This is a genomic window from Stutzerimonas stutzeri (assembly GCF_002890915.1).
GTDB classification, from domain to species: Bacteria; Pseudomonadota; Gammaproteobacteria; order Pseudomonadales; family Pseudomonadaceae; genus Stutzerimonas; species Stutzerimonas stutzeri_AF.
In genome coordinates this window covers 159,574-180,428 of sequence record NZ_POUT01000009.1, presented here as the reverse complement: position 1 = coordinate 180,428, position 20,855 = coordinate 159,574, and the positions used below count along the sequence as shown (strand labels likewise).

General features: G+C 65.6%; 18 protein-coding genes. 15 read left to right on the top strand and 3 right to left on the bottom strand.

The genetic code is table 11. From position 1 onward, the window contains the following. The first annotated feature begins 153 nt into the window (after positions 1–153). The 5 genes from xerD (at position 154) to thrC (ending at position 5,495) form a co-directional block, all read left to right on the top strand. Entirely contained in the window at positions 154–1,050 is an 897-nt protein-coding gene (gene xerD, locus CXK94_RS16585) for a site-specific tyrosine recombinase XerD (RefSeq protein WP_102895157.1), read from the top strand. A gap of 112 nt (positions 1,051–1,162) precedes the next feature. Then, complete coding sequence (locus CXK94_RS16580) at positions 1,163–1,891, top strand: thioredoxin fold domain-containing protein (protein ID WP_037038631.1); 729 nt, start codon at positions 1,163–1,165, stop codon at positions 1,889–1,891. Positions 1,892–1,999: 108 nt separating this feature from the next. Further along, complete coding sequence (locus CXK94_RS16575; RefSeq protein WP_037038633.1) at positions 2,000–2,491, top strand: GFA family protein; 492 nt, start codon at positions 2,000–2,002, stop codon at positions 2,489–2,491. Between the two features lie 105 nt (positions 2,492–2,596). After that, positions 2,597–3,901 (top strand): homoserine dehydrogenase, encoded by a 1,305-nt coding sequence (locus CXK94_RS16570; protein ID WP_102895156.1) that lies wholly within the window; start codon positions 2,597–2,599, stop codon positions 3,899–3,901. A gap of 184 nt (positions 3,902–4,085) precedes the next feature. Then, the gene (thrC, locus tag CXK94_RS16565; protein ID WP_102895155.1) at positions 4,086–5,495 is read left to right on the top strand and encodes a threonine synthase; all 1,410 of its coding nucleotides are present in this window, start codon (positions 4,086–4,088) and stop codon (positions 5,493–5,495) included. A gap of 196 nt (positions 5,496–5,691) precedes the next feature. Here the strand turns inward: thrC and CXK94_RS16560 are convergent, their stop codons facing one another. Next, entirely contained in the window at positions 5,692–6,378 is a 687-nt protein-coding gene (locus CXK94_RS16560) for a GntR family transcriptional regulator (protein ID WP_102895154.1), read from the bottom strand. A 208-nt stretch (positions 6,379–6,586) separates the two neighbouring features. On the opposite strand from CXK94_RS16560, the gene CXK94_RS16555 reads away from it, so the two are divergent. The 8 genes from CXK94_RS16555 (at position 6,587) to CXK94_RS16520 (ending at position 16,654) form a co-directional block, all read left to right on the top strand. Beyond that, the gene (locus tag CXK94_RS16555) at positions 6,587–7,048 is read left to right on the top strand and encodes a GlcG/HbpS family heme-binding protein (RefSeq protein WP_102895153.1); all 462 of its coding nucleotides are present in this window, start codon (positions 6,587–6,589) and stop codon (positions 7,046–7,048) included. A gap of 340 nt (positions 7,049–7,388) precedes the next feature. Then, a complete protein-coding gene (locus CXK94_RS16550; protein WP_037038650.1) occupies positions 7,389–8,366 on the top strand; it encodes a TRAP transporter substrate-binding protein in 978 nt (325 codons plus the stop codon). A 70-nt stretch (positions 8,367–8,436) separates the two neighbouring features. Then, positions 8,437–8,970 carry a TRAP transporter small permease gene (locus CXK94_RS16545; RefSeq protein ID WP_102895152.1) on the top strand — a complete coding sequence of 178 codons (534 nt, stop codon included), beginning with the start codon at positions 8,437–8,439 and terminating at the stop codon, positions 8,968–8,970. Between the two features lie 49 nt (positions 8,971–9,019). Further along, positions 9,020–10,303 carry a TRAP transporter large permease gene (locus CXK94_RS16540; RefSeq protein ID WP_180984441.1) on the top strand — a complete coding sequence of 428 codons (1,284 nt, stop codon included), beginning with the start codon at positions 9,020–9,022 and terminating at the stop codon, positions 10,301–10,303. 22 nt (positions 10,304–10,325) lie between these two features. Beyond that, complete coding sequence (locus tag CXK94_RS16535) at positions 10,326–11,120, top strand: enoyl-CoA hydratase/isomerase family protein (protein ID WP_102895201.1); 795 nt, start codon at positions 10,326–10,328, stop codon at positions 11,118–11,120. 29 nt (positions 11,121–11,149) lie between these two features. Next, the gene (locus CXK94_RS16530) at positions 11,150–12,337 is read left to right on the top strand and encodes a CaiB/BaiF CoA transferase family protein (RefSeq protein ID WP_102895151.1); all 1,188 of its coding nucleotides are present in this window, start codon (positions 11,150–11,152) and stop codon (positions 12,335–12,337) included. Between the two features lie 75 nt (positions 12,338–12,412). Continuing rightward, positions 12,413–13,621, top strand: coding sequence for a pyridoxal-phosphate-dependent aminotransferase family protein (locus CXK94_RS16525; protein WP_102895150.1), 1,209 nt, complete (start codon positions 12,413–12,415; stop codon positions 13,619–13,621). A 33-nt stretch (positions 13,622–13,654) separates the two neighbouring features. Beyond that, on the top strand, positions 13,655–16,654 hold the full coding sequence (locus CXK94_RS16520; protein ID WP_102895149.1) for an FAD-binding and (Fe-S)-binding domain-containing protein: 3,000 nt from the start codon (positions 13,655–13,657) through the stop codon (positions 16,652–16,654). A gap of 44 nt (positions 16,655–16,698) precedes the next feature. Here the strand turns inward: CXK94_RS16520 and rnt are convergent, their stop codons facing one another. After that, positions 16,699–17,373 carry a ribonuclease T gene (gene rnt / locus CXK94_RS16515; RefSeq protein WP_037038661.1) on the bottom strand — a complete coding sequence of 225 codons (675 nt, stop codon included), beginning with the start codon at positions 17,371–17,373 and terminating at the stop codon, positions 16,699–16,701. Continuing rightward, positions 17,370–18,413, bottom strand: a complete 1,044-nt coding sequence (pyrC, locus tag CXK94_RS16510; protein WP_102895148.1) for a dihydroorotase — start codon at positions 18,411–18,413, stop codon at positions 17,370–17,372. The genes rnt and pyrC overlap by 4 nt, the downstream gene beginning before the upstream one ends. 172 nt (positions 18,414–18,585) lie before the next feature. Here pyrC and CXK94_RS16505 point away from each other — a divergent pair, with 172 nt between their 5' ends. Together CXK94_RS16505 and CXK94_RS16500 are read left to right on the top strand one after the other, a co-directional pair. Beyond that, positions 18,586–19,479: a flagellar protein MotY gene (locus CXK94_RS16505; RefSeq protein ID WP_102895147.1), complete on the top strand. Its 894-nt coding sequence runs from the start codon at positions 18,586–18,588 to the stop codon at positions 19,477–19,479. 100 nt (positions 19,480–19,579) lie between these two features. After that, positions 19,580–20,797 carry an argininosuccinate synthase gene (locus CXK94_RS16500; RefSeq protein ID WP_102895146.1) on the top strand — a complete coding sequence of 406 codons (1,218 nt, stop codon included), beginning with the start codon at positions 19,580–19,582 and terminating at the stop codon, positions 20,795–20,797. The last annotated feature ends 58 nt before the right edge of the window (positions 20,798–20,855 follow it).

Genomic DNA, 20,855 nt, shown 5'->3' with positions numbered 1-20,855 from the left:
AAGCAGCCTTCGGGCTGCTTTTTTGTTTGGGCCGGTGCGTTTCGTGGATTCGTTGCGAATTCCAGCCGCCTGTTGCGGGATGGGTGAGTCGGCGCTGGCCGTAGGCTGGCTCGCTATGGAACACTGTCGCGCCCGTTTCTGGTGAGGCTGCCCATGTCCGCACTCGACGATCCCGTCATCGACCGCTTTCTCGATGCTCTCTGGCTGGAGAAGGGGCTGGCGGACAATACCCGCGAGGCCTATCGAAGCGACCTGGCACTGTTCAATGGCTGGCTCGACGAACGCGGCGTGCGCCTGGCCGCTGCCGGGCGCGAGATCATCCTCGATCATCTCGCCTGGCGCCTGAACAATGGCTACAAGGCACGCTCCACGGCCCGCTTCCTGTCGGGGCTGCGCGGCTTCTATCGCTACCTGCTGCGCGAAGGCGAGATCGCGGTCGACCCGACCTTGCGGGTCGACTTGCCACGCCTCGGCCGCCCGTTGCCGAAGGCGCTGTCCGAGGCGGACGTGGAGGCGTTGCTGGCTGCGCCGGATATCGGCGACCCGCTCGGCCTGCGTGACCGGGCGATGCTCGAAGTGCTGTATGCCTGTGGCCTGCGGGTGACCGAGCTGATCAGCCTGACGCTGGAGCAGGTCAGCCTGCGCCAGGGCGTGCTGCGAACCTTCGGCAAGGGCAACAAGGAACGGCTGGTGCCGCTGGGCGATGAGGCGCTGCACTGGCTGGAGCGCTACCTGCGCGATGCGCGCGAGCTGCTGCTTGCCGGCAAGCCCGGCGACGTGTTGTTTCCCAGCCTGCGTGGCGAGCAGATGACGCGCCAGACCTTCTGGCACCGGATCAAGCTGCATGCGCAGGTAGCGGGCGTCGCCACGTCGATTTCCCCGCATACCCTGCGGCACGCCTTCGCCACGCACCTGCTCAACCATGGGGCCGACTTGCGCACGGTGCAGATGCTGCTCGGCCACAGCGACCTGTCGACCACGCAGATCTATACCCACATCGCCCGGGCACGTTTGCAGGAGCTGCATGCAGCGCACCATCCGCGTGGCTAGGCCCGATGTATGCGGCATGCGTCGCGCCTGCCGGTGAAGCAGCCGGCAGTTTGCCGGGCGGGGCTGTGGTAATCTGCATGCCTTCCCTCGATCGTCGCTGCCAGGAGTTCCCATGGGCGTGATTCGTTTGTTCGCTGCCGCCGCCGTTGCCGGTCTGGCCAGCACCGTTGTCATGGCTGCCGATCCCGACCAGGCGATTCGCCAGTCGCTGCAGAAGATCCAGCCGGACATGCCCATCGAGGCCGTCGCCGAAAGTCCGATGCCGGGTGTCTATCAGGTCCAGCTCCAGGGCGGCCGCCAGCTGTACGCCAGCGCCGATGGGCAGTTCGTGATCCAGGGCTACCTGTATCGGTTCCAGAACGGCCAGGCCATCAACCTGACCGAGCAGGCGCAGAGCGAGTCGATCGCCAAGGAAATCAATGCGATCCCGGTGAGCGAGATGGTGGTGTTCGCGCCGAAGCAGCCGAAGACACATATCACCGTCTTCACCGACACCGATTGCGGCTATTGCCAGAAGCTGCACAGCGAGGTGCCGCAGCTGAACCAGCTCGGAGTGGAGGTGCGCTACGTCGCCTTCCCGCGCCAGGGCATGGGAAGCCATGGCGCCAACACCCTGGCCAGCGTGTGGTGTGCCAAGGATCGCCAGGCGGCGATGAACAAGGCGAAGGCCCGCCAGGAACTCGCCGCCGCCAACTGCGAGACGCCAATCGCCAAGCAGTACGAGCTGGGCCAGATGATCGGCGTACAGGGCACGCCGGCCATCGTCCTCGCCAACGGGCAGATGATTCCCGGCTATCAGCCGGCCGCGCAGCTGGCCGAGGTCGCACTCAAGGCCGAATGATCCCTGGCGCCGTCGGTCCGATGGCGCCAGGCCGGTCGCGGAACGCTGGAACTGGCCGGCTCGCTGCGTTCAAACCCTGTGATGAGGGTTCGAACGAGGAGGGTCGCGATGAAACTCGAAGGTTCCTGTCACTGCCAGGCCGTGCGGTTCAGTCTCGAATCCGCACAGCCCTATCCCTTCATGCGCTGCTATTGTTCGATCTGCCGCAAGACTGCGGGAGGCGGTGGCTATGCGATCAATCTCGGCGGTGATTACCGTACGTTGCAGGTCGAGGGCCGGGAGCATATCGGCGTCTATCAGGCGCGGCTGACCGATCCGCAAACCGGCGAGGTCAGGATCAGCGAAGGGCGTCGTCATTTCTGCCGGCAGTGCGGCAGCGCCTTGTGGTTGTGGGACCCGACCTGGCCCGAACTGGTACACCCGCACGCCTCGGCGATCGACAGCGAATTGCCGGTGCCGCCGGAGCATACGCACCTGATGCTCGGCTCCAAGGCGGGGTGGGTGGAGCCGCAGGTCGGCGCACGCGATCGCTGCTTCTCCGAGTACCCCGACGAGTCGCTCGCCCAATGGCACCAGCGCCTGGGGCTGGATGGTGCATAGCCGGATGGCCCGGCCGATTGACTAAAGCCCGCTCCCTTCGTAATGTGCGACTCTTTTGTCGGTCGGCAGGTCTCCGGCCGTTTCGCTGTGAAGGGGGAGTTCAGCTTGAAACCGGTGAAAGTTGGCATCTGTGGGCTGGGAACCGTCGGTGGCGGTACCTTCAATGTGCTCGAACGCAACGCCGAGGAGATTGCCCGCCGTGCCGGGCGCGGAATCGAGGTTGCGCAGATTGCCACCCGTCAGCCGAATCCCAAGTGCAATACCGGTGCTACGCCCATCACCGCGGACATCTTCGATGTCGTCAACAACCCCGACATCGACATCGTCGTCGAGCTGATCGGTGGCTATACCCTGGCCAAGGAACTGGTGCTCAAGGCCATCGACAACGGCAAGCACGTGGTCACCGCCAACAAGGCGCTGATCGCCGTGCATGGCAACGAGATTTTCGCCAAGGCGCGCGAGAAGGGCGTCATCGTCGCCTTCGAGGCCTCCGTCGCCGGGGGCATTCCGGTGATCAAGGCGATCCGCGAGGGCCTGGCGGGCAACCACATCAACTGGCTGGCCGGCATCATCAACGGCACCGGCAACTTCATCCTCACCGAAATGCGCGAGAAGGGCCGCACTTTCGATGACGTGCTCAAGGAGGCGCAGGCGCTCGGCTACGCCGAGGCCGACCCGACCTTCGACGTCGAGGGCATCGATGCGGCGCACAAACTGACCATCCTGGCGTCCATCGCCTTCGGCATTCCGCTGCAGTTCGACAAGGCCTACACCGAGGGCATCACCCAGCTGACCACCGCCGACGTCAATTATGCCGAGGCGCTGGGCTATCGCATCAAGCACCTGGGCGTGGCCCGCCGCACCGATGCCGGGATCGAACTGCGCGTGCATCCCACGCTGATTCCCGCCGACCGGCTGATCGCCAACGTCAACGGCGTGATGAACGCGGTGATGGTCAATGGCGATGCCGTCGGCAGCACGCTCTACTACGGTGCCGGTGCCGGCATGGAGCCGACCGCCTCGGCGGTGGTGGCCGACCTGGTGGACGTTGCGCGCGCGCTGACCACCGATCCGAACAACCGGGTGCCGCACCTGGCGTTCCAACCCGATTCGCTGTCCGACCATCCGATCCTGCCAATCAGCGCCTGCGAGAGCGCCTACTACCTGCGCATCCAGGCCAAGGACCGTCCGGGCGTGCTGGCGCAGGTGGCGACCATCCTTTCCGAACGCGGGATCAACATCGAGTCGATCATGCAGAAGGAAGTCGAAGAGCAGGACGGTCTGGTGCCGGTCATCCTGGTCACGCACCGGGTGATCGAGCAGCGCATCGACGACGCCATCGCCGCGCTGGAAGCGCTCGACGACGTGGTGGACAAGGTCGTGCGGATTCGTGTCGAACAATTGAACTGAGGGCAGCCGCAAGCTGCAAGCTTCAAGCTGCAAGCAAAGAGCGCCAGAGGCTCGCTGCTCGCTTGATGCGATGAACTTGAACATGGCGGCAAGGTACGGTGATACGCGGCAGGCGGAGGCGGTTTTGCTTTTGCTTGCCGCTTGAAGCTCGTGGCTTGCAGCTCAAACCAAAGGTTTGAATCCAATGCGTTACATCAGCACCCGCGGCCAGGCGCCGGCCTTGAATTTCGAAGATGTCCTGCTGGCCGGCCTGGCCAGCGACGGTGGTCTCTACGTGCCGGAGAACCTGCCGCGCTTCACGGTCGAGGAGATCGCCTCCTGGGCCGGCCTGCCGTACCACGAGCTGGCCTTCCGGGTGATGCGCCCGTTCGTCGCCGGCAGCATCCCCGATGCCGACTTCAAGAAAATCCTCGAAGAAACCTATGGCGTCTTCGCCCATGCTGCCATCGCCCCGCTGCGCCAGCTGGACGGCAATGAATGGGTGCTCGAGCTGTTCCACGGCCCGACCCTGGCCTTCAAGGACTTCGCCCTGCAATTGCTCGGCCGCCTGCTCGACTACGTGCTGGCCAAGCGCGGCGAGCGCGTGGTGATCATGGGCGCCACTTCCGGCGACACCGGCTCGGCCGCCATCGAGGGCTGCCGCCGCTGCGAGAACGTCGACATCTTCATCCTGCACCCGCACAACCGCGTATCCGAAGTGCAGCGTCGGCAGATGACTACCATCCTCGGCGAGAACATCCACAACATCGCCATCGAAGGCAACTTCGACGACTGCCAGGAGATGGTCAAGGCCAGCTTCGCCGACCAGGGCTTCCTCAAGGGCACCCGGCTGGTGGCGGTCAACTCGATCAACTGGGCGCGGATCATGGCCCAGATCGTCTACTACTTCCACGCCGCGCTGCAGCTCGGCGGGCCGGCCCGCTCGGTGGCCTTCTCGGTACCGACCGGCAACTTCGGCGATATCTTCGCCGGCTACCTGGCGCGCAACATGGGGCTGCCGATCAACCAGCTGATCGTCGCCACCAACCGCAACGACATCCTGCACCGCTTCATGTCCGGCAACCGCTACGACAAGGACACCCTGCACCCGTCGCTGTCGCCGTCGATGGACATCATGGTCTCGTCCAACTTCGAGCGCTTGCTGTTCGACCTGCACGGGCGCAACGGCCGGGCGGTGGCCGAGCTGCTGGACGCCTTCAAGGCCAGCGGCAAGCTGTCGGTGGAAGAGGACCGCTGGACCGAGGCGCGCAAGCTGTTCGACTCGCTGGCGGTGGACGACGAGCAGACCTGCGCGACCATCGCCCAGGTATTCGCGCAGACCGGCGAAGTGCTCGATCCGCATACCGCCATCGGTGTACATGCCGCCCGTGAATGCCGTCGCAGCCTGAGCATCCCGATGGTCACCCTGGGCACTGCGCATCCGGTGAAATTCCCCGATGCGGTGGAAAAGGCCGGCATCGGCAAGGCGCTGGAGTTGCCGGCGCATCTGGCGGACCTCTTCGAGCGGCCCGAGCGCTGCACGGTGCTGGCCAACGAGCTGAAAGCCGTGCAGGCCTTCGTCGGGCAGTACGGCAACCGCGGCAAGCCGCTGTAAGGCGGCTATAAGCGGCAAGCTACAAGCTGCAAGTGGAAGCCGTCAGACTGTGCTCTGGCGGCTTTTTCTTATGCGTCCAGTACAGGTGAAGCTTGAAAGCATCGCCCCGGGGTCGGGGCTCCCACAAAAAGCGGCCGGCAACACCGAATCCTGAAACGCAGGTTGCGGGCTACACCGGGCATTCGGCGACTCGTCGTCAATCGGGGCTGATCACGCCGGCTAGGTTGACCGCCTCGAGCTTGTGGCTCAGGTGCCCCCTGAGGATGTCTCCCAGGCGTTTCCCGTCCCGATCGCGCAGCGCCTCGATCATCTCCTCGTGCTCGTTCATCGCCTTGCGCCAGAACGCCTCGTGCATTTCCATTGTGTAGCGGATCCGTTTGATGCGCTGGCTGAGGTTGTTGTACATCTCGAGCAGGATGGGGTTGCGCGATGCCTGGAGGATGCACTCGTGGATCTGCTGGTTGGCCTGGAAGTAGGCCTGCAGTTCCTTGCGCTGGTAGTGTCCGACCATTTGCTGGTGGAGCGCGCAGATGTGCGCCAGTTCGTCGTCGTCCAGATGGCGGCAGGCCGTCTCGCCGGCAAGCCCTTCCAGAGCGCCCATCACGTCGTAGGTGTGCTCGACGTCGCTCAGAGTCAGTAGGCTGACGCGCGCCCCGCGGTTCGGCAGGATTTCCACCAAGCCCTCGGACGTCAGCACCTTCAGGGCTTCGCGTAGCGGCGTGCGCGAAATGCCGAATTTCTCGCAGAGCCGCTTTTCCGAGATCTTTTCACCGGCCACAAGTCCCCCATGCTCGATCAGATCACGGATCCGGTTGGCGGCTTCCAGATAGAGAATCTTGTGCTGGATCTTTTCCACACTGGTTTCCTGGACGGGTAACGTCATATCGGCACCTGCTGGATGGCTGGGACGGCGGATTGGCTAGGCTGTGCTAGCTTTTGTATTAAGAATTCAAAATAGCGCAAAGCGCCGCCGGCGGAAACTTTCTCGCGATCCTGCGTGCCGGCCGGTTCATCCTGTGCACCGGCCGTCGCGCGGCGAGCCGGTGCGCAGGACGACGTGGAAGACCATCACAGCCGAGAGGAACCAGGGCATGGCCGGAAAAGTTTATCGTGCAAGCGTAGTCATCTCCCGCAGTCAGGCGCGCCGTATCCTCGATGCGGCCTTCGCCGAGGCGAGGGCCCAGGAACTGGAGCCACTGACCGCATACGTCATGGACGGCGGCGGCAATCTCGTTGTCGCCGAGCGCGAGGACGGTTGCGCACCGCTGCGCCTGCCGGTCGCCCGGGGCAAGGCGTTCGCCGCGCTGGGCAACGGCGTCTCCAGCCGGACGGTGGGTGAGCGTAATGAACTGCGTCCGGCATTCCTCGCATCGGTCGCCGCGGCTTCCGACGGGCATTTCATTCCCGTGCCCGGCGGCGTGCTGATCCTCGACGAGCGCGATCAGGTCATCGGGGCGGTGGGGGTCAGCGGTGCCTCATCGGACGAAGACGAGCACGTGGCCATGGTCGGCATCGAGGCGGCCGGTTTCAAGGCCGGTATCTTGCCGGCCTGAACGGGCCTCGCGACCCCCTTTCTCACGAAGCGTACCCGCCACTCGAGCGAGCGGCGGGGCGCCCGGTAGCGCCTGCACCGGGACCCTGCCGAATGCGCAGCTCGCGGCACCTTTCCCCGTACGGACCGTTGGTCTTGCGAGAACGGAAAATTTTTCCTTCCAGGTTGGCGCAGGGAAAAAAGCTGAACTACTGTCTGTTTCTGGAAATGAATAATGAATTCATTTTCTGCGATGGCTGGCCTTGGTTCGTGCGGTCTCAACGCATCTGCTGGCGGCAGGGCGGCCTGAACGACGGGTAATTGCGGTACCACCTCATAAGAACAAGAGTGGAGGCAGCAGCATGAAAATCTTCAAATCGGTGTTGATCGGGTCGCTGTTGGGGCTCACCGCCTCGGTGGTGCAGGCCGCGGAGATCCAGATCAAGTTCGGCCATGTCGGTGGCCCGGGCTCCCTGTTCGAACTCTCGGCCAACGAGTTCGCGCGCATCGCCAATGAAAAGCTCGAAGGCAAGGCCAAGGTCGTGGTCTATGGCTCCAGCCAGCTCGGCGACGACTCGCAGATGCTCAACAAGCTCAAGCTCGGCTCGCTCGACCTGGCGCTGCCCTCGACCGTGATGAGCAGCGTGGCGCCGGAATTCTCGCTGTTCGAAATGCCCTACCTGATCAGCGATCGCGAACACATGAAGCGTGTGCGTGACGGGCTGGTCCGCGACGTGATGTACAAGGCCGCGGAAAGCAAGGGCTACACGATCATCGGCGTCTGGGAGAACGGCGTCCGGCAGATCACCAACAACACCCGCCCCATCGTCGTGCCGGGCGATCTGAAAGGCCTGAAACTGAGAACGCCCAACGGTATCTGGCGCGTCGAGATGTTCAAGAGCTACGGCGCCAACCCCGCCCCGATGGCGCTCTCCGAAGCGTTCGTGGCGTTGCAGACCGGTGCGATGGATGGCCAGGAAAACCCGCTGGTACAGAGTTATTCGCAGCGCTTTCACGAGGTGCAGAAGTACCTCTCCATGTCCAACCACGTCTACACCCCCGCCTTCGTACTCAGCGGCGCCAGCTGGAAGCGCTTCCCCGAGGACGTGAGGCAGGCGCTGAGCGAAGCCGCCGAGCAGGTGGAAGCCTATGCCCTGGAGCAGGGGCAGGCACTCGACGAGAGCCTGGTGGCGAAGATGGAAGCCGCCGGCATGCAGGTGAACGAGGTCGACCAGCAGGCCTTCATCGATGGCTCCGCCGCGATCTACGCCAAGTTTGCCGCGGAAGTCGAAGGCGGCCAGGCGATGCTCGACAAGGTGAAGCAACTTCGCCAGATGTGACCCCCACCTGCCTCCGCATCGCCGCATCGGGTCCGATGCGGCGATGCCCCAGATAGAGCGGAGAGAGCTGATGAATTCCATCGCTGCTTTCAGAAAGGTTTTTTCCCGGTTTCTCGAAGCCATCGTGGTGCTCAACGTCGTGGCATTGGCGCTGGTGGTCACCATCGGCTTCGTCTCGCGACTCGCCGGTTCGCCCTTCAGCTGGTACGACGAGGTGGCCTCGGTCGGGCTGGCCTGGCTGACCTATTACGGCGCGGCGCTGGCCGCCGCCAAGGGGGCGCACATCGGCTGCCCGAGCGTGGTGAATTACTTTCCCCCCAAGCTGCGCCTGCCGATCGCGCTGGTCGCCGAGGCGATCACCATCGGCTTCTTCGTGCTGCTGGCCTATACCGGCACGCAGGTGCTCATCATCCTGGAGGGATCGACGCTCGTCAGCCTGACCAGCGTGTCGTTGCAACTGACCCAGTCCGTGCTGCCGATCGGCTCGGCGCTGTTCATCCTCGCCGAGCTGTTGCGCTTGCCGGAGGTGATCGAGAGTGCCAAGGGCGACGGGTTCGTCGATCACGAGCTGGAAGAGGCCGGTATCAAGCTTGCCAAGGCCTGAGTTCCGAATGGGTACAGAGCGCCCGGACGGGCGCTCGGGAGAATAAGAAATGACCATCCTCTACATGTTTCTCGGCCTGATCCTGCTGATACTGATCAACGTCCCGGTGGCCATCGCCCTGGGCGTGGTCGGTGCGGTCGCGATCTTCCTGAGCTACGGCGAACTGGCACTCCCCAATATCGGGATGGTCATGTACGACGGCACCACCAGCTTCCCGCTGATCGCCATCCCGCTGTTCATCCTGGCCGGCGCGATCATGAACGCCTCGAGCATTTCCAGGCGCCTGATCGACCTGGCCTCGGCCATGCTCGGCTTCATCAAGGGCGGGTTGTCGATGGTGACCATCGGCGCCTCGATCTTCTTCGCGGAAATCTCCGGCTCCGCCGTGGCCGGCGTCTCGGCCATCGGCAGCATCATGATCCCGGCGATGAGGAGCAAGGGCTACTCGAAGGAATTTTCCGCCGCGTTGTCGTCCTCGGCGGCGAGCCTGGCGATCATCCTGCCGCCGTCGATCCCGATGATCCTCTATGCGGTGATGTCCGGTGAATCGGTGGTCAAGATGTTCGTCGCCGGCATATTCCCGGGCCTGCTCGGCGCTCTTGGCCTGGCGTGCATGTGCTATTACCTGGCGCGCCGGCACGGTTTCCCTTCGGAGGGCCGCTTCCAGGCCAAACGGCTGTGGGAGGCCTTCAAGGGAGCGATCTGGGCGCTGTCGATCCCGGTGATCATCCTCGGCGGCATTTTCGGCGGGATCGTGACGGCTACCGAGGGCGCTGCGCTGGCGGTGGTGGTGGCGATCTTCATCAGCGCCGTGGTGTATCGGGAATTCACCCTCGCCACCTTCTACAAGGCCTGCCTCGACGCCGGCGTGCAGACGGCGGTGGTGATGCTGCTGGTGGCGAGTTCGGCGGTGGTCGGGCTGTACCTGACCGAAACGCAACTGCCGCAGCAACTGGCCAGTTCGATCGGCGAGCTGACCAACAACAAGTACGTCATCCTGGCGTTGCTCAACATCATCTTCCTCATCCTCGGCATGTTCCTGCACTCGGCGGCGGCGATCATCCTGGTGGTGCCGATCGTGCTGCCGCTGGTGCTCGCCGTCGGCATCGACCCGATCCACTTCGGCCTGATCGTCACGCTGAACCTGGCCATCGGCCAGCAGACGCCGCCGGTGGCCAGCGTGCTGATCGCCTCCTGTTCCATCGCCAAGGCGGACATCTGGGCCACGACCCGGACCAACCTCTGGTTCCTCGGCGTGCTGGTACTGATCCTGCTGATCAACACCTACGTGCCGGCCTTCGCCATGGCCCTAGTGAATGCCATCTATGGCTGACGGTTTCGACGGAGGCAAGAACATGACCGATATATCCAAGGGGCAGGTCGACTGCCGTATCGAGCAGGGCGTCGCCTGGATCGGCTTCAACCGGCCGCAGAGCCGCAACGCCATGACCTGGGAGATGTACGACGCGCTGGCCCGACTGTGCCGGGAAGTGGAGGCCGATCGAAGCATCGTCGCCGTGGTGTTCCATGGTTGCGGCGGCCAGGCGTTCGTCGCCGGGACCGACATCCGCCAGTTCGCCGACTTCGGGGATGGTGAGGCGGGGGTGGCCTACGAGCGTGGGATCGACAGCGCCATCGCCGGGCTGGAAGGCCTGCGCAAGCCGACCATCGCCCTGCTGGAGGGCTTCTGCGTCGGCGGCGGGGCGGCCATCGCCCTGGCCTGCGATTTCCGTTATTGCACGCCGTCGCTGAAATTCGGCGTGCCGATCGCCGAGACGCTCGGCAACTGCCTGTCGGTGAGCAACGTCTCGCGGCTGATGGACCTGCTGGGCGTTGCGCGGACCAAGGAAGTCCTGATGGCGGCGAAGCTGATCGAAGCTCCCGAAGCCGCGGCCATGGGGCTGGTCAGCGGGGTATTCGAGCCGGAAGCGATCTACCACGAGGTCGCGCACAAGGCGCAGGCGTTCGCCGGCCGGGCGCCGCTCACCGTGCAGGCGTCCAAGGACCTGATCAACCGGGTGCTGGAGCACCGGCGCACGGCGGCGCAGGCCGGCGACGACTGGATACGGGCCTGCTACGGCAGCCAGGACTTCAAGGCCGCCGTCGAGCGCTTCGTCAGCAAGACTCCCTTCCAATGGAGCGGTGAATGACATCGCCACTCACTGCCTGGAGAACACCCATGCTTGCACTGCAGAACATGAAAGTCCTCGATATTTCCCAGATCATGGCCGGGCCGTACTGCACCATGGTGCTGGGCGACCTGGGCGCCGAGGTGATCAAGGTCGAGAAGGCCAACGGCGGCGACGATAGCCGGCAGATGGGGCCCTACGTCAATGGCGAGTCCAGCTGCTTCTTCCAGATCAACCGCAACAAGAAGAGCATCTCGCTGAACCTCAAGGACAGCCGCGCCCGGGACATCTTCTATCGCCTGGCCCGCGAGGCCGACGTCATCGTCGAGAACTACCGGCCGGGCGTCACCCGTTCGCTGGAGATCGACTACGAGACCATCAGCCGGATCAACCCCGGCATCATCTACTGCTCGATCTCCGGCTACGGCCAGACCGGGCCGTACCGCAACAAGGGCGGTTTCGATCTCGTCGCCCAGGGCATGAGCGGGTTGATGTCGATGACCGGCGAGCCGGGCCGCAGCCCGTTGAAGACCGGGGTCGCGGTCTACGACATCGGCGGCGGCATCACCGCGATCTACTCCATCCTGGCCGCCTACATCCACAAGCTGAACACCGGCGAAGGGCAGCACATCGACATCGCCATCACCGAATGCGGCCTGCCCTGGTTCAGCTGGGAGGCGGCGGCCTATTTCGCCGAGGGCAGGGTGCCGCAACCCACCGGCTCGCGCCATAGGGTCTCGGCCCCGTACCAGGCGATCAAGGCCCAGGACGGCTACCTGATGCTCGGCTGCGCCAACCAGCGCACCTGGGAGCGCCTGTGCCGCGACGTGATCGGCCGCGACGACCTGCTGGCCGACGAGCGCTTCGCCACCAACAGCGACCGGGCGCGCAACGTCGAGGCGCTCGAAGACATTCTCCAGGACATCCTGTCCCGGCAACCGATCGCGCACTGGCTCGAGCGCTGCGACGAGGCCGGCGTGCCGGCCGGGCCGATCAACGACTTCGCCCAGGCCATGCAGGACGAGCACTACCTGGCCCGGGGAATGGTCCAGCAGATCGAGCACCCGGTGATCGGCACCATGAAGACGATCGGCTTCCCCAGCAAGTTCTCCCGCACGCCCTCGCAGATCCGCCGTCCGGCGCCGTTGTTCGCCGAGCATACCGACGAGGTGCTGCAGGGCATCGGCATCAGCGCCGAGGAGATCCTCGGCCTGCGCAACGAGGGCTGCATCCGCTGAACAGGCTTCTCGTTTTTTGAGTGATTTTGAATTCAAAACACAAAATACAAAATCAAGAACAATCGGAGAACCGCCATGTTGAAGCTCGACTTCCATCCATCCGGCCGCCATTTCCTGCAGATTCCCGGACCCTCGCCGGTACCGGATCGCATCCTGCGTGCCATGAGCCTCCCCACCATCGACCACCGCGGCCCCGAATTCGGCGCGCTGGGGCTGGAGGTGCTGCGCAAGATCCGCGAAATCTTCCAGACCCGGCATCCGGTGGTCATCTATCCCGCCTCCGGCACCGGCGCCTGGGAGGCGGCGCTGGTCAACACACTGTCGGCAGGCGACCGGGTGCTGATGTTCGAGACCGGTCACTTCGCCACGCTGTGGGAACGGATGGCCCGCCGCCTGGGGCTCGAACCGGAATTCCTCGGGCTACCGGGCTACGACGGCTGGCGCAATGGGGTGCAGGCCGACATGATCGAGCGGCGCCTGCGGGAGGACAGCGGTCACACGATCAAGGCCGTCTGCGTGGTGCACAACGAGACCTCCACCGGTGTGACCAGCGACATCGCCGCCGTGCGTCGCGCGATCGACGCGGCCGGCCACCCGGCACTGCTCATGGTCGATACCATCTCCGGCCTGGCCTGCGCCGACTACCAGCACGACGGCTGGGGCGTCGACGTGACCATTTCCGGCTCGCAGAAGGGCCTGATGCTGCCGCCGGGCATCAGTTTCAATGCCGTCTCCGACAAGGCCATCGAGGCCAGCCGTCGCGCGCAGTTGCCGAAGAGTTTCTGGGCCTGGGACGAGATCCTGGAAATGAACACGAGCGGCTACTGGCCCTACACGCCCAACACCAACCTGCTGTATGGCCTGAACGAGGCGCTGGACATGCTGCTCGAGGAGGGGCTGGCGCAGGTGTTCGCCCGCCACCAGCGCTGGGCGGCCGGTGTGCGCACGGCCATCGAATGCTGGGGGCTGGAAGTGCAATGCCAGGACCCGAGCGTCTACTCGCCGGTACTGACCGGCGTGGTGATGCCCGAGGGGATCGACGCCGACGCCGTGCGCCGGTTGATCTACCAGCGCTTCGATCTGTCGCTGGGCACCGGCCTGGGCAAGGCCAAGGGCAAGATGTTCCGCATCGGCCACCTGGGCGATTGCAACGACCTGACGCTGATCGCCACCCTCGGCGGCTGCGAGGCCGGCCTCAAGCTCTCCGGGGCCCAGCTCGAGGGCAGCGGCGTGCTTGCCGCGCTGGACTATTTCGCCGCGCATCCGCTGGACGGCGCGCGCTGATATTCCCCTCGACCGCTGACATGGGAGGTCATGATGACTTCGTTTACCGAACCCAGAATACCGGCGAGCAAGGTGCCGCCCGAGCGGGCCTCCGCGCTGGCGGCACGGCTGCGTCGCGAGATCGCCGGTGAGGTGCTGTTCGACACGGCGTCGCGCGGCCGCTATGCCACGGATGCCTCGATCTACCAGATCATGCCGGTCGGCGTGGTGATCCCGCGCCACCAGCACGACTTGCAGGTGGCACTGGATATCGCCCGTGACGCCAAGGTGCCGCTGCTGGCCCGTGGCGGTGGCACCAGCCAGTGCGGCCAGACCGTGGGCGATGCGCTGGTGGTCGATGCCAGCCGCTGGCTGAACCAGATCGTCGAGTTCGATCCGCAGGCGCTGACGGTGGTGGTCGAGCCGGGGATGGTGCTCGACGACCTGAACCGCTGGCTCAAGCCGCACGGCCTGTGGTTCCCGGTGGACGTCTCGACCTCCGCCCAGTGCACCCTCGGCGGCATGGCGGGCAACAATTCCTGCGGGTCGCGCTCGATCCGCTACGGCAACATGGTGCACAACGTACTGGGCATCGACGCGCTGCTGGCCGACGGCAGCGAGGGCCGTTTCGGCTTCCTCCACGAGCTTGCCCAGGGCGACCGGGTGCGCCAGATCGCCCGCGAAGTGCAACGCATCGCCGAGCGCGAGCGAGCGAACATCCGCGAGCACTACCCCAAGGTGCTGCGGCGGGTCGGCGGCTACAACCTCGACCTGTTCGACTGCCAGAACCCGCGACCCTACGATCCGGAGGGGCAGACCAACTTGGCGCACCTGCTGGTCGGTTCCGAGGGCACCCTCGGCGTGACCCGGCGGATCAAGCTCAGGCTCGCGCCGCTGCCACGGCACAAGGTGCTGGGGGTGGTGAATTTCCCCACCTTCTACCAGTCGATGGACCTGACCCAGCATATCGTCAAGCTCGACCCCACTGCGGTCGAGCTGGTCGATCGCACCATGATCGAGCTGGCGCTGGAGAACCCGGCGTTCAAGCCGGTGATCGAGAAGGCGCTGATCGGCCGGCCGGATGCGCTGCTGCTGGTCGAGTTCGCCGGCGAGGACGCGGATGCGCTGCGCCGGCAGCTGCTGCGGCTGAACGAGCTGATGGCCGACCTCGGTCTGCCGGGCAGTGTGGTCGGCATGGTCGAGGGCGGCGAACAGACGGCGCTGTGGAACGTGCGCAAGGCCGGCCTGAACATCATGATGAGCATGAAGGGCGACGGTAAGCCGGTGTCCTTCATCGAGGATTGCGCGGTACCGCTGGAGCACCTGGCCGAATACACCGCCAAACTCACCGAGGTGTTCCACAAGCACGGCACCGAGGGCACCTGGTACGCCCATGCCAGCGTCGGCACGCTGCACGTGCGGCCGATCCTCGACATGCGTCGCGACGGCGCGGACAAGATGCGCGCCATCGCCGAGGAGGCCTCGGCACTGGTGCGCGCCTACAAGGGCGCGTTTTCCGGCGAGCACGGCGACGGCCTTTGCCGCGGCGAATGGGTGGCCTGGCAGTTCGGCCCGCAGCTCAATGCCGCGTTCAAGGAGATCAAGCAGCTGTTCGACCCGGAGAACCTGCTCAATCCGGGCAAGATCGTCGACACCCCGCGGATGGACGATCATGGTTATTTCCGCTTTCCCAGGAGCTACCGGCCGATTCCGCTCAAGCCGGCGCTGGACTGGTCGGAATGGGATGTGCTGCGCGATCCGCTCACCGGCGAGCAGAGTGCGCCGGGCAGCGGCGGCGACCCCACCGGCGGGCTGATCAAGGCCGTGGAGATGTGCAACAACAACGGCCATTGCCGCAAGTTCGACGCCGGCACCATGTGCCCCAGCTATCGCGTCACGCGCAACGAGCAGCACCTGACCCGCGGCCGCGCCAACACCCTGCGCCTGGCGCTGTCCGGCCAGCTGGGCACGGAAGGGCTGGCCAGCGCCGACGTCAAGGCCGCCCTCGACCTGTGCGTCTCGTGCAAGGGCTGCAAGCGCGAATGCCCGACCGGTGTGGACATGGCGCGGATGAAAATCGAGGCGCGCGCCGCCTGGGCGAAGAACAACCCGCTGCCGCTGCGCGAACGGCTGGTGGCGGAGATGCCGCGCTATGCGCCCTATGCCCGCCATCTGGCTGGCCTGAGCGCCGCCGTCGAGCGCCTGCCGCTGCTGTCACGCTGGTTCAAGCGTGGGCTCGGCCTGGCCGAGCAGCGGGCGCTGCCGCGCTTCGACGGCGACTTCCTGGCGACCACCCGTGCGAGCTCGCCGACGTCGACCCGGGAAGTCCTGTTGTTCGTCGACACCTTCAACAACTACATGGAGCCCGAGAATGCGCGCGCAGCCTGCCGGGTGCTGGAGGCGGCCGGCTATCGCGTGCACTTCAACCAGCCGCCAGAGCAGCGGCCGCTGTGCTGCGGGCGCACCTACCTGGCTTCGGGGCAGGTCGACAAGGCCAAGGCCGAGGCGCGGCGCACCCTCGACCACCTGCTGCCGTTCGTCCTGCGCGGGGTGAGCATCGTCGGGCTGGAACCCTCGTGCCTGCTGACGATGCGCGACGAGTTCCTGCGTTATGGCTACGGCGAAGAGGCTAGGGCGCTGGCCAAGGCATCCCTGCTGTTCGAGGAGTTTCTCGTCCGGGAACACGATGCCGGCCGTCTGCAGCTCGTGCTCAAGGCGCTGGACACGTCGCGGGCGCTGTTGCATGGCCATTGCCACCAGAAGGCGTTCGATGCGCTGCGGCCGGTGGAGCGGGTACTGCGCTGGATACCGGACCTGCAGGTCCAAACCATCGAAACCTCCTGCTGCGGCATGGCCGGCAGTTTCGGCTACGAGCGCGAGCACTACGAGGCGTCGATGCAGATGGCGGAGCTGGCGCTGCTACCGGCGATTCGCCAGGCCGAGGCCGGCGATCTGGTGGTTGCCGACGGCACCAGTTGCCGACACCAGATCCACGCTGGTGCCCAGCGCACGGCGCTGCATGTGGCGCGCGTGCTGGAGCAGGCGCTGGCGTAAGGCCTGCTGGCGGGCCCGTGCGGGCTCGCCAGCAGGGGCGCTGCTCAGTCGTCGAATTCTTCCCAGCCGCCCATTTCCTTCCAGCGGTTGACGATGCCGCAGAACAGCTCGGCGGTCTTCTCGGTGTCGTAGCGGGCCGAGTGCGCCTCGCGGCCGTCGAAGTCGATGCCGGCGGCCTGGCAGGCCTTGGCCAGTACGGTCTGGCCGTAGGCGAGGCCGGCCAGGGTCGCGGTGTCGAAGCTGGAGAAGGGGTGGAAGGGGTTGCGCTTGATCTCGCAGCGGGCGATGGCGGCGTTGAGGAACCCCAGGTCGAAGCTGCTGTTGTGGCCGACCAGGATCGCGCGCTTGCAGCCACTGGACTTCACCGCCTTGCGCACGCTGCGGAAGATCTCGCCGAGCGCGTGCGATTCGGCCACCGCCATGCGCAGCGGGTGGTCGAGCTTGATGCCGGTGAACTCCAGCGCGGCGGCCTCGATGTTGGCGCCGGCGAAGGGCTCGACGCGATAGAACAGGGTGTCCTGCGGGTAGAGCAGGCCCTGTTCGTCCATGCCGATGGTCACCGCGGCGATTTCCAGCAGGGCGTCGGTGGCGCAGTTGAAGCCGCCACACTCGACATCGATCACCACCGGCAGGAAACCGCGGAAGCGCCGCGCCATGGGCGAGCGCGGCTTGCCGGGCAGATGGCCCTCGAGTTCGTCGTCGAAACTGTCGTCGCTCATACGCTTTCCTCCAGGCGCCAGTGCAGGCGTTCACCGGCGCGCAGCGGGACGACCACTTGCTCGCCGAACGGCAGGCTGGCCGGTACGTCCCAGTCCTGGCGGACCAGGGTGATCTGCTCGGTGTTGCGCGGCAGGCCGTAGAAGTCCGCGCCGAAGTGGCTGGCGAAGGCCTCCAGCTTGTCCAGCGCCTGGCGCTGCTCGAAGGCGGCGGCATACAGCTCGATGGCGGCATGCGCGGTATAGCAGCCGGCGCAGCCGCAGGCGGCTTCCTTGGCGTGCCGGGCATGCGGCGCCGAGTCGGTGCCGAGGAAGAATTTCGGGTTGCCGCTGGTGGCCGCGTCGAGCAGCGCCTCCTGGTGCAGGTTGCGCTTGAGCACCGGCAGGCAGAACAGGTGCGGGCGGATGCCGCCGACCAGCATGTGGTTGCGGTTGTACAGCAGGTGGTGCGCGGTGACGGTGGCGCCGACGTTGCTGCCGGCCGCCTCGACGAACTGCACGGCATCGCGGGTGGTGATGTGCTCGAAGACCACCTTCAGCGTCGGGAAACGCGCAGTCACCCGGCTCAACTGCTCGTCGATGAAATACTTCTCGCGATCGAAGATGTCGATCTCGCCCCGGGTCACCTCGCCATGGACCAGCAGCGGCAGGCCTTCCTCGGCCATGGTTTCCAGCACGCCGAAGATGTTGTCGATGGCGGTCACGCCGGAGGCCGAGTTGGTGGTGGCGCCGGCCGGATACAGCTTGGCCGCATGCACGAAGCCGCTGGCCTTGGCCCGCCGGATATCGTCGGGGCTGGTGCTGTCGGTGAGATAGAGCACCATCAGCGGTTCGAAACGACTGCCCGCCGGACGCGCGGCGAGGATGCGCTGGCGATAGGCCGCGGCCTCGTCGGCGTTGCGTACCGGCGGCACCAGGTTGGGCATGATGATCGCGCGCGCGAACTGGCGGGCGGCGTCGGCCACCGTATGGGGCAGGACCGCGCCATCGCGCAGGTGGATGTGCCAGTCGTCGGGGCGCAACAGTGTGAGTCGGTCGGACATGCGGGTTTCCAGGCGGGTGAAACGTGCGCGAATGCTACCGGAAAAGCCCGCTCACGGCATCTTGCCGAAGGACGGGCCGCTGCATTCGCGGCCTGCGGGCCGGATGCCGTACTCAAGTTTTGCCCATGCGCACCGATACGCAACAGGAACACGCATCCTCCCGGAGCTCATCGTGCGCCTGCGTCCTCTCGTAATGCTGTGCCTGCTGGCCTCACCGGCCAATGCCCTGACGTTCCAGACCCGCCTGGAACGGGTGCAGTGGCAGGTCGAGGGCGATCAGTTCGAGTGCCGGCTGGTGCAACCCATCGCCGGTTTCGGCAGCGGTGAGTTCGTGCGGCGCGCCGGCGAGCAGGCGATCTTCCGCCTGCAGTCGCCGCAGCGCTGGCTCGGCGCCGGCTCGGCGACCCTGCTCGCGGCCGCCGCGCCCTGGCAACCGACGCGCAGCGATATCAACCTGGGTGTGGTGTCCGTGGGCGGCGGCGAGATTCCATTCAACAGCACCCACCTGCAGGCCGGCCGGTTGCTCAGCGGCTTGCTCGAAGGCCGCAGCCCGGTGGTTCGCCATCGCACGCTGCACGGTGGCGAGGCCCTGGAGATCCGCCTGCTGCCGGCGCGCTTCGGCAAGGCCTACGAAGATTACCGGGCCTGCACCGCCAAGCTGCTGCCGGTGAATTTCGATCAGGTGCGCCAATCGCAACTCGGTTTCCCCAGCGCCGACGTGGTGCTGGACCCTCGGGCGCGGGCGCGGCTGGATATCGTCCTGCAGTACCTGCGCGCCGACCCCAGCGTCAATCGCATCCTCCTCGACGGCCACTCCGATAACAGCGGCAACCGTCTGCTCAACCGCGACCTGTCCCGCCGTCGCGCCCTGGCGGTGCAGGACTACCTGCTCGCCAACGGTGTGCCGCAGGAACAGATCACCCTGCGCTTCCATGGCGAGCGCTACCCGCTGGTGGCCAACAGCAGCGAGGCCAACCGGGCGAAGAACCGCCGCGTGACCCTGCGCCTGGAGCGCGAAGCGGTATCGGCGACCGCCTCGGCCGCCACGGCAGGCCCATCGTCCTGAGCAGGCTCTCCGCATGTCGACATGGCCGCGCGCCCCTGTAAAACCGCGGCCGCGATCGGTAGAATCACGAGTTTTCCGTACAACCCGTGGAGCTGATGGCATGGCGGACGTTAAGAAGGTGGTTCTGGCCTATTCCGGTGGCCTGGACACCTCGGTGATTCTCAAGTGGCTGCAAGACACCTATAACTGCGAAGTGGTGACCTTCACCGCCGACCTCGGCCAGGGCGAGGAAGTCGAGCCGGCCCGTGCCAAGGCCCAGGCGCTGGGCGTGAAGGAAATCTTCATCGACGACCTGCGCGAAGAGTTCGTCCGCGATTTCGTCTTCCCGATGTTCCGCGCCAACACCGTCTACGAAGGCGAGTACCTGCTGGGTACCTCCATCGCCCGTCCGCTGATCGCCAAGCGCCTGATCGAGATCGCCAACGCCACCGGCGCCGACGCCATCTCCCACGGTGCCACCGGCAAGGGCAACGACCAGGTGCGCTTCGAGCTGGGCGCCTACGCGCTCAAGCCCGGCGTCAAGGTCATCGCCCCCTGGCGCGAGTGGGACCTGCTCTCGCGCGAGAAGCTGATGGACTACGCCGAGAAGCACGGCATCCCGATCGAACGCCACGGCAAGAAGAAGTCGCCGTACTCCATGGACGCCAACCTGCTGCACATCTCCTACGAGGGCGGCGTGCTGGAAGACACCTGGACCGAGCACGAAGAGGACATGTGGCGCTGGACCAAGTCCCCGGAAGCCGCGCCGGACGCCCCGACCTACATCGAGCTGACCTATCGCAAGGGTGACATCGTCGCCATCGACGGCAAGGACATGACCCCGGCCCAGGTGCTGACCGAGCTGAACCGCATCGGTGGCGCGAACGGCATCGGCCGCCTGGACATCGTCGAGAACCGCTACGTCGGCATGAAGTCGCGCGGCTGCTACGAGACCCCCGGCGGCACCATCATGCTCAAGGCCCACCGCGCCATCGAGTCGATCACCCTCGACCGCGAAGTGGCCCACCTGAAAGACGAGCTGATGCCCAAGTACGCCAGCCTGATCTACAACGGCTACTGGTGGAGCCCGGAGCGCAGCATGCTGCAGCAGATGATCGACGCTTCCCAGGTCAACGTGAACGGCGTGGTACGCCTGAAGCTGTACAAGGGCAACGTCATCGTCGTCGGCCGCAAGTCCGACGATTCGCTGTTCGATGCCAACATCGCCACCTTCGAGGACGATGCCGGCGCCTACGACCAGGCCGACGCCGGTGGCTTCATCAAGCTCAACGCGCTGCGCATGCGCATCGCTGCCGGCAAGGGCCGTACCCAGTTCTGATAAGCTGGCGCGCCTGAGCCTGACCGACCCCGGCCATGCGCCGGGGTCTTGCTTTCTG